This window comes from Stutzerimonas stutzeri, assembly GCF_024448985.1.
Taxonomy (GTDB): Bacteria; Pseudomonadota; Gammaproteobacteria; order Pseudomonadales; family Pseudomonadaceae; genus Stutzerimonas; species Stutzerimonas stutzeri_AP.
This window is the reverse complement of sequence record NZ_JAMOII010000033.1, coordinates 1-7,941: the sequence shown is the minus strand read 5'-3', so window position 1 is coordinate 7,941 and position 7,941 is coordinate 1. Positions and strand designations below refer to the sequence as shown.

The 7,941-nt window shown below is 63.6% G+C and carries 6 protein-coding genes; 5 read left to right on the top strand and 1 reads right to left on the bottom strand.

What is annotated here, in order from left to right:
* Positions 1-1,943, bottom strand: a 1,943-nt coding sequence (locus NA647_RS19235; RefSeq protein WP_256059109.1) for a DEAD/DEAH box helicase, incomplete at its 3' end; no start/stop codon positions are given.
* A 425-nt stretch (positions 1,944-2,368) separates the two neighbouring features.
* Here NA647_RS19235 and NA647_RS19230 point away from each other — a divergent pair.
* The 5 genes from NA647_RS19230 to NA647_RS19210 all read left to right on the top strand — a co-directional run bounded on the left by NA647_RS19230 (position 2,369) and on the right by NA647_RS19210 (position 7,839).
* Positions 2,369-2,680: a hypothetical protein gene (locus NA647_RS19230; RefSeq protein ID WP_256059108.1), complete on the top strand. Its 312-nt coding sequence runs from the start codon at positions 2,369-2,371 to the stop codon at positions 2,678-2,680.
* 17 nt (positions 2,681-2,697) lie between these two features.
* Positions 2,698-3,393, top strand: coding sequence for an SDR family oxidoreductase (locus tag NA647_RS19225; protein ID WP_256059107.1), 696 nt, complete (start codon positions 2,698-2,700; stop codon positions 3,391-3,393).
* Between the two features lie 416 nt (positions 3,394-3,809).
* Positions 3,810-5,105, top strand: a complete 1,296-nt coding sequence (egtB, locus tag NA647_RS19220) for an ergothioneine biosynthesis protein EgtB (protein WP_256059106.1) — start codon at positions 3,810-3,812, stop codon at positions 5,103-5,105.
* A 2-nt stretch (positions 5,106-5,107) separates the two neighbouring features.
* The gene (gene egtD / locus NA647_RS19215; RefSeq protein ID WP_256059105.1) at positions 5,108-6,073 is read left to right on the top strand and encodes an L-histidine N(alpha)-methyltransferase; all 966 of its coding nucleotides are present in this window, start codon (positions 5,108-5,110) and stop codon (positions 6,071-6,073) included.
* The gene (locus NA647_RS19210; RefSeq protein WP_423836496.1) at positions 6,070-7,839 is read left to right on the top strand and encodes a S8/S53 family peptidase; all 1,770 of its coding nucleotides are present in this window, start codon (positions 6,070-6,072) and stop codon (positions 7,837-7,839) included. The genes egtD and NA647_RS19210 overlap by 4 nt, the downstream gene beginning before the upstream one ends.
* Positions 7,840-7,941 lie beyond the last annotated feature (102 nt).

Genomic DNA, 7,941 nt, shown 5'->3' with positions numbered 1-7,941 from the left:
CCCCAGCCCTCTCCCCCATGGGGAGAGGGAGACAAGCCTGCGGCCACCGAACTCGCAACCGCCTCGCTGCCCTCCGCTTTTGTAGGAGCGAGCTTGCTCGCGAATATCGAGGCCTCGGCTGCGTCAGGTTCGCGAGCAAGCTCGCTTCTACAAGGTCTGACGTCAGCCAAGCGCTCGTCGATTTCACCGCGAAGGCGAGCCACCGCAAACGACAACTCATCACTACGCCCTGGCGCCTCGCCCAGCCAAAACGGGATGTTAGGCGGTTGCCCTTGAGCGTCCTCGACCCGCACCCGGCCAGGCTCGATCTTGAGAATGCGATAGGACGTGTTGCCCAGCTGGAAGACGTCGCCAGCCAGGCTTTCCACCGCGAAGTCTTCGTTCACCGTGCCGATGTTGAAGCCCTGGGGTTCGAGCAGCACCGCATAGTCGGCGTTGTCAGCAATGGTGCCGCCCGACGTCAACGCAGTCAGGCGCCCGCCGCGCCGGCCTCGCAGACTGCGGCTGACCAGGTCGCGATGCAGATAGGCGCCGCGTGCGCCGTGGCGGGTGGTGTAGCCCTCGGCAAGCATTGCCAGCAATGCCTGATAGCTGGCCTCGCTCAAATCGGCGTAGGGCATGGCTCGGCGAATCAGCGCCAGCAGCGCGTCCTCCTGCCACTCGCGGCACGACACCTCCGCGACGATCTGTTGTGCCAGCACGTCCAGCGGCGCTACGGGAATCGTCAGCGTATCCAGCTCGCCACGGCGTACGCTGTCGAGCAAGGCGGCGCATTCGATCAGGTCGTCGCGCGAGCTGGGGAACAGACGACCCTTGGATACGCCGCCAACTTGATGTCCGGCACGGCCGACACGTTGCAGGAAGGCCGATATCGAGCGCGGCGAACCCAACTGGCAGACCAGTTCCACATCACCGATATCGATCCCCAGCTCCAGCGAGGCGGTAGCCACCAACACCCGCAATTCGCCGCGTTTGAGCTTCTGCTCGGCGTCCAGCCGCTGCTCGCGCGCCAGACTGCCGTGATGGGCGGCGACCAGGGCAGTGCCGAGACGCTCGCTCAGATGTCGCGCGGCGCGTTCAGCCATTCGCCGCGTGTTGACGAAGACCAGCGTCGTGCGATGTTCGCCGGCCAGCGCCGCAAGTCGGTCATACACCAACTCCCATACCGCGTTGCTCATCACCGCTTCCAACGGCACCTGCGGCACCTCAAGCGTCAGGTCACGCGCGCGACCATGGCCGATATCGACGATTTCGCAGCGCCGCCCGATGCCGACCAGAAAGTCCGCTACCGCTGCGATGGGTTTCTGCGTAGCCGACAGCCCAACGCGCACCAGAGGGCGCTGGCACAGCGCTTCCAACCGCTCCAGCGACAACGCCAGATGACTGCCACGCTTGTTGCCGGCGATGGCGTGGATCTCGTCGACAATCACGCTGCGCACGCCCGTCAGCATCTGCCGACCGGATTCGGAACCCAGCAGCACATAGAGCGACTCCGGCGTCGTCACCAGAATGTGCGGCACCCGCTTGCGCATCGCCGCCCGCTCGGCCTGCGGCGTATCGCCGGTGCGCACGGCGGTGCGGATCTGCAGTGTCGGCAAACCGAGACGCTCCAGTTCGGCGGAGATACCCAACAGCGGTTGCTCGAGGTTCACCCGGATATCGTTGGACAGCGCCTTGAGCGGCGAGACGTAAAGCACGGCCGTTTCGTCCGCCAAGCCGCCCTCGGCCACGCTCTGCCGCACCAGTTGATCGATCGCGGCGAGAAAGGCCGTCAACGTCTTGCCCGACCCGGTGGGAGCGGCGATCAACGTCGATTGACCGGAACGGATCAGGGGCCAGGCGGCAATTTGAGCCGGCGTCGGCGAAGGGAAGCTGCGGCCGAACCAGCCAGCTACCGCTGGATGGAACGCGGCGAGTGCGTCGTGCACGGGAGTCGGTTTCATACGCACGAATATGCTGCCGCGGTGGCGCAGCCACAAGGGCAGACGCTCGCAACCCGTCGTTTACTCGGAAACAGCCGCTCGCCATAGGGTCTGTTGACGTTTCGTACGCGGCCGCACCGGAGCCTGTTTTTTTTGCGCAAGGCAAGGCCGCACCCGCTCCCGGCGGGCTTACGGCACTCACCACCATCCGTGGAGATCGCAGCGCAAAAACAGGCCCGGCCCAAAGGGTTGCGCGGCAAATGGCGCCATGCGGCGTTGCGGGACTTGGCTAGGGAACGACGCGGCCGGCCAGGCCATTACCTATGTCCCGCGCCTGGCGGAACGCCGCCCGGCCTGGCGCCATTTGGCGCAGCAACGCGGCTCGCGACGAAACGTCACCAGACCCTAGCGGTCAACTTGGAGACAGCCCGCCAATGGAGAGCACCATGAACACTCAACCCCTGACACTCGACGATGCGATGCAGCTGGTCACCGAAGCCTTCTTGCCGTGCGGCTGCGTGACCAGTGCCAACCCGGACGACGACAGTTTCGGCTTTACCGTGATGTCGAGCAGCGGTGCCGAGATGCTGCGCGTGCCCAGCGTGCCGCGTGAGGAATACAGCAGCGCGCAGCGACTCGGCAGCGTCATCGAGCAGGCGCGGCTCGACGTCGAAGACAAGGACCAGCGCCTCGAACCCTGGACCATGCCGGCACTGACCGACGACACCGGCATTCCGGAAACCCCACCGAATTATTAATAGGGCCGGAGGTGACCATGAGCGATCCGGTTCTACTGATCACCGGTGCTTCCTCTGGAATCGGCGCGGCCACCGCGCGGCTCGCCGCCGAAGCCGGTTACCGCGTTGCGTTGGCAGCCCGCTCCGAACACAAGCTTGCAAACTTGGTGAGCGAACTTGGTGGCCCGGAACGCGCCCTGGCGATCCGCTGTGACGTGAAGCAATACGCCGAACAGCAAGCCATGGTGCGGCAGGTACTGGACCATTTCGGCCAGCTCGATGCGGTCTATGCCAATGCAGGTGTTCCAGGCAGTGAAGGCGGCTTCAGCGGCGCCGATCCGGAGGTCTGGCGCGATATGTTGCTGACCAATGTCTACGGCGTTGGCCTTACTCTGCGCTGCAGCCTCGAAGCGCTCAAGGCCAGCCGCGGTCACCTGCTGTTGACGGGCTCGGCCGCCGGGCGCTTCGTCATTCCCGGCTCGATGTACAGCGCCAGTAAATGGGCTGTGACCGGCATGGGCCTCAGCGTGCGTGAGGAATTACGCGGCACTGGTGTGCGGGTCACGTTGATCGAGCCGGGCATGGTCGACACGCCACTGTTCGACGAACCGCCAGCGTACGCGATGCAACCGGAGGACATCGGCCGGGCCGTGGTCTATGCGCTGTCGCAGCCGGCGCACGTGGACGTCAACGAGATCCTCATCCGCCCTACTCCGCCGGTCAAAGAAGGCTAGGGCCCGCTCCAAACTACCGAACGCGCCGCCGTAGGACCGAATTCATTCGGCCGCAGTTTGCGGAGGCCGGGCAAGCAGCGAAGGCCGAACAAGTTCGGCCCTACGGCGGGCGCGCAGCAAAACAGGACCAGTGCCCGCCGGAACCCGTTCGTACGATCGAACGGCGGCCCCAGTGCTAGGCCTGTACCCAATGCCGAACGCGCAGTTTCGTAGGGCCGGATTCATTCGGCCGCGGATGTGCAAAGGCGAAAAATATTTGCGGAGGCCGAACAAGTTCGGCCCTACGGCTAGCGCTGGCGCGCGGCAGCGCACCCGCATCGTAGAAACTTTTGCGCCTCGCTTCGGGTCGCTATAGAAGCGGTTCTATCGGCCGCTCCAGGCATCGAACATCCAGGCATCGAACAAGGGAGACGCCGATGGGCAACCTGGCAGAACATGCAAACCAGCATCCGGCGCACGCCGAGCTGGATCACCTGCTGCAACGCTTCCGGCAGGTACGCGCCACCAGCGAAGCGATCTGCGCACCCTTGCAGATCGAGGATTACGTCATCCAGAGCATGCCCGACGTCAGCCCGCCGAAATGGCATCTGGCGCACGTCAGCTGGTTCTTCGAGGCGTTCTTGCTCAAGCCTTATATGACGGGCTACACGCCGCTCGATGCGGTCTATGACCACCTGTTCAATTCCTATTACGAAACCCACGGCACACCATTCCCACGGGCCCAGCGCGGGCTGATTTCGCGGCCCGGCGTGGACGACGTCTACCGTTTTCGCCATTACGTCGACCAGGCCATGGGCGAGCTTCTGACCAACCCACCCCGGCAGCATGCCGCCGAGATTCTGCGTCGGGTCGAGCTGGGCCTGGAGCATGAACAGCAGCATCAGGAATTGCTGCTGATGGACATCAAGCACATCCTGGCGCAGAACCCCTTGCATCCGGCCTATCGGAACGACCTGAAGCCAGCACCGAAGCTGCACAACGACCGCCTGCGCTGGCACGACTATGGCGGCGGGGTGCGCCATATCGGCCACGACGGCAACGGCTTCGCCTTCGATTGCGAGACGCCGCGGCATCGGCAGTTCATCGAAGATTTCCAGCTGGCCGATCGATTGGTGAGCAATCGCGAGTACCTGTCGTTCATCGCTGACGGCGGTTACGCGCGCAGTGAGCTCTGGCTGTCCGACGGCTGGGCGCACATCCAGCAGCACAGCTGGAACGCCCCGCTGTATTGGTACCGCGACGACGGCGCCTGGTACGAAATGACTCTTGGCGGGCTGCGGCCGCTGGATCTGGAGGCGCCGGTCTGCCACGTCAGTTTCTATGAGGCGGATGCCTACGCACGTTGGGCCGGTGCCCGGCTGCCCAGCGAAGCCGAGTGGGAGATCGCCGCTGTGGATCAGCCACTGAGCGGCAACTTTCTGGAGAACGATCATCTGCAACCGGTTGCGGCGAGCGCGCCTCATGACGGGCCGGCGCAGTTGTTCGGTGATGTCTGGGAATGGACGGCCAGCGCTTACCACCCCTACCCCGGCTTCCGCCCGCTGGAAGGCAGCCTGGGCGAGTACAACGGCAAATTCATGTCCGGCCAAATGGTCCTGCGCGGCGGTTGCTGCGCCACGCCGCAGGCCCATATCCGCGCCACCTACCGCAACTTTTTCCAGCCGGCCATGCGCTGGCAATTCGCCGGGCTGCGCCTGGCCAGGGAGCTATGACGATGGCGTTAGCCGTGCATTTCCATGATCAGACCCAGCAACCTCATGAGTCTTCGCTACGCGATGAAACGCTGGCGGGTTTCGCGGCTTCGCCAAAACATATCTCGCCGAAGTTTTTCTACGACCGCCGCGGGTCGGAACTCTTCGAGCAGATATGCCTGCAGCCTGAGTACTACCTGACTCGTACCGAGGAGCGGATTCTCGCCGACGCGGCGAACGACATCCGTGAAATCGCCGGACCGCAGACCGACCTGATCGAGCTGGGCAGCGGCGCCAGCCGCAAGGTGCGCCTGCTGCTCGAAGGGTTGCGGCCGGTCAGTTATCTGGGCATCGACATCTCGGAGCAGTTCCTGCTGACCAGCACTCAGCGGCTGGCAGCCGACTATCCGTGGCTGGAAGTGCACGCCGCCTGCGCTGACTTCTCCGATGAGCTGACCCTGCCGGACGACTTCACCATCCATCACCCGCTGGTGTTTTTCCCCGGCTCCAGCATCGGTAACTTCACGCCGTTGCAAGCGCACAAACTGCTCGGGCATCTGCACGATATCCTTCCGCCCGGAGGCGGCGTGCTGATTGGTGTCGACCTGGTCAAGGACCGCGACGTGCTCGAAGCGGCTTACAACGACCAGGCGCATGTCACGGCGGCGTTCAACCTCAACCTGCTGCGGCGCATTCGCGAAGAACTGAACAGCGATATCGACCCGTCACGTTTCGCTCACCGCGCCTTCTTCAACGAAAACGACTCGCGCATCGAAATGCATCTGATCAGCCGCGAAGCGCAGGACGTGACCGTCGAAGGCCAGCGATTTCACTTCGATGCCGGCGAAAGCCTGCATACCGAGAACTCCTACAAGTACACGCTGGAGTCCTTCGCCAATCTCGCCAACAGCGCCGGCTTCGATTGCAGCGGTCAATGGACCGATTCCGGCGAGCTGTTCAGCGTCCACTATCTGCAGCGTCGGCAATGAAAACAGCCAACCTTTGCGTATCGATCGGGCTTGCGCTGGGCCTGCTGAACCCGAGCCTGGCAATGGCTGAATCGACTCCGCTGCGCCTCAAGGAAATGCAGCGTTGCGGCGACCTCTTCTCGGACGATCAGCTGACCTTCTGTCTGGGCGCGACCGGGCTCGGCGACGGTGAGGGTAAGGGCGACGTCAGGCTGATGCTGCGCGGCAAACCGGTCGAAGCCACCCGCTCGGATGACGGCAAGCTGCGGCTGTCATTGCGCAAATCCGAGCACGAGAGCGGACCACTGTGGCTGGAACAGGGCGAACGCCGCAGCAACCCGGTGTGGTTGACGATGAACGGGAGCCATGTGCTGGCGGCCGGCCCTGACGAAGTGACCAAAAACATGGACGGGCTGAATACCTATGTCGATCTGATCAGCCTGATCATCGAGGAAAACCTCGACGGCCTGAAGAAGTCGCAGCAACTGGCCAAGAAATACGGTGCCGAAGTGGTCGGCGCCATCGCGCCGCTCAACATCTATCAGTTGCGCCTGCCGGTAAAGAACCTGACCGAGCGAGACGCCATGGTGCTGCGTCTGGGTAACGAGGTGGGCGTGGACGCAGTGGTGATCGAGGAATCCGGCGCCGAGGAGCCGCTGGAGCAGGACAAGGAGCCCAAGCCGCGCCACAGTGAATGGGTCGCCAATCGATTCCTGGACGCCGTCGACTATTACCAGCACCGCGTGCCGTCCAAACAAGCCCCTGTCGAGACGCACCCGGTACGGATCGGCATCATCGAGCGCAACGTCGACTTCGACGCCCCCGAGTTCGCTCCTTATCTAGGCGATTGCGATCCACGAGAGCCGCGCACATGCGTCTATGCCAGGGACGCCGAGGCGCCGGACGAACACGGCACTACCGTCACCGGCATCCTTGCCGCGCGCAGCATCGAGCCGAGCGACAGCGGTTTTCTAAGTGCGCTGGAGCCGGCCAGCGCCGGCTTCGAGGTGATCGTCGAACGCAATTCCGATGCCGGCATCACCGCCAATGTGGCCGCATCGGTCAACCTGGTCGAAGATGGCGTGCGCGTATTGAACTGGAGCTGGGGCATCCACCGCATCGGCACACGGGATGTGGCGGGCGAGGAAGTCGACTCGCTGATTCGTTCAGGCATCGCCATGAGCGGCTACGAGGAGTTGCTCGAAGAGTTCTTCCTCTGGTTGCGCCGTGAGCATCCCGACGTACTGGTGGTGAATTCCGCCGGCAACGGCTCGGCGCGCTCCAGTCTGGACGATTACCGTCTGCCGTCCTCATTCATCACCGAGCAACTGTTGGTCGTCGGCGGCCACCAGCGCAACGACAAGCGCGACGTACCGGTGGAGCATCCGGAATATGTCACCAAACGGCCTTCATCGAACGTCGACATGCGCGTCGATATCACCGCCTCTGCCTGCACGCGCGCCGCAACACTGGAGCCGGGCAAGCGCGGCGAGGTGCATTGCGGCACTTCATACGCCACCCCGATGGTTACAGGCATCATCGCGACGATGCTCTCGATCAACCCGCAGCTGGCGCCGGAGCAGGTACGTGAACTGCTACGCCGCAGCGCACTGACCATCGGCCGCGACAACGATTTCGAGCCGGTCGAAGCCGACGACCTGACCGCGCCGATTCTGCCTTCCGAACGCAACTATCAGATGAACAATCAAGACATCGGACGCTCGGCCCGCCTCGACATGCGCAAGGCGTTGGAACTCACCGTCGATAGCCTGAATCAGGTGCGCTGAGGCCGCGTGATCCGATGCGAATCGGCGGGTCAGCCCCTTGGGCTACTTCGCCGTGCCTGAATCTCGGTCCGCCTTACCGAGCTATCAATCTGCCATCTAAGG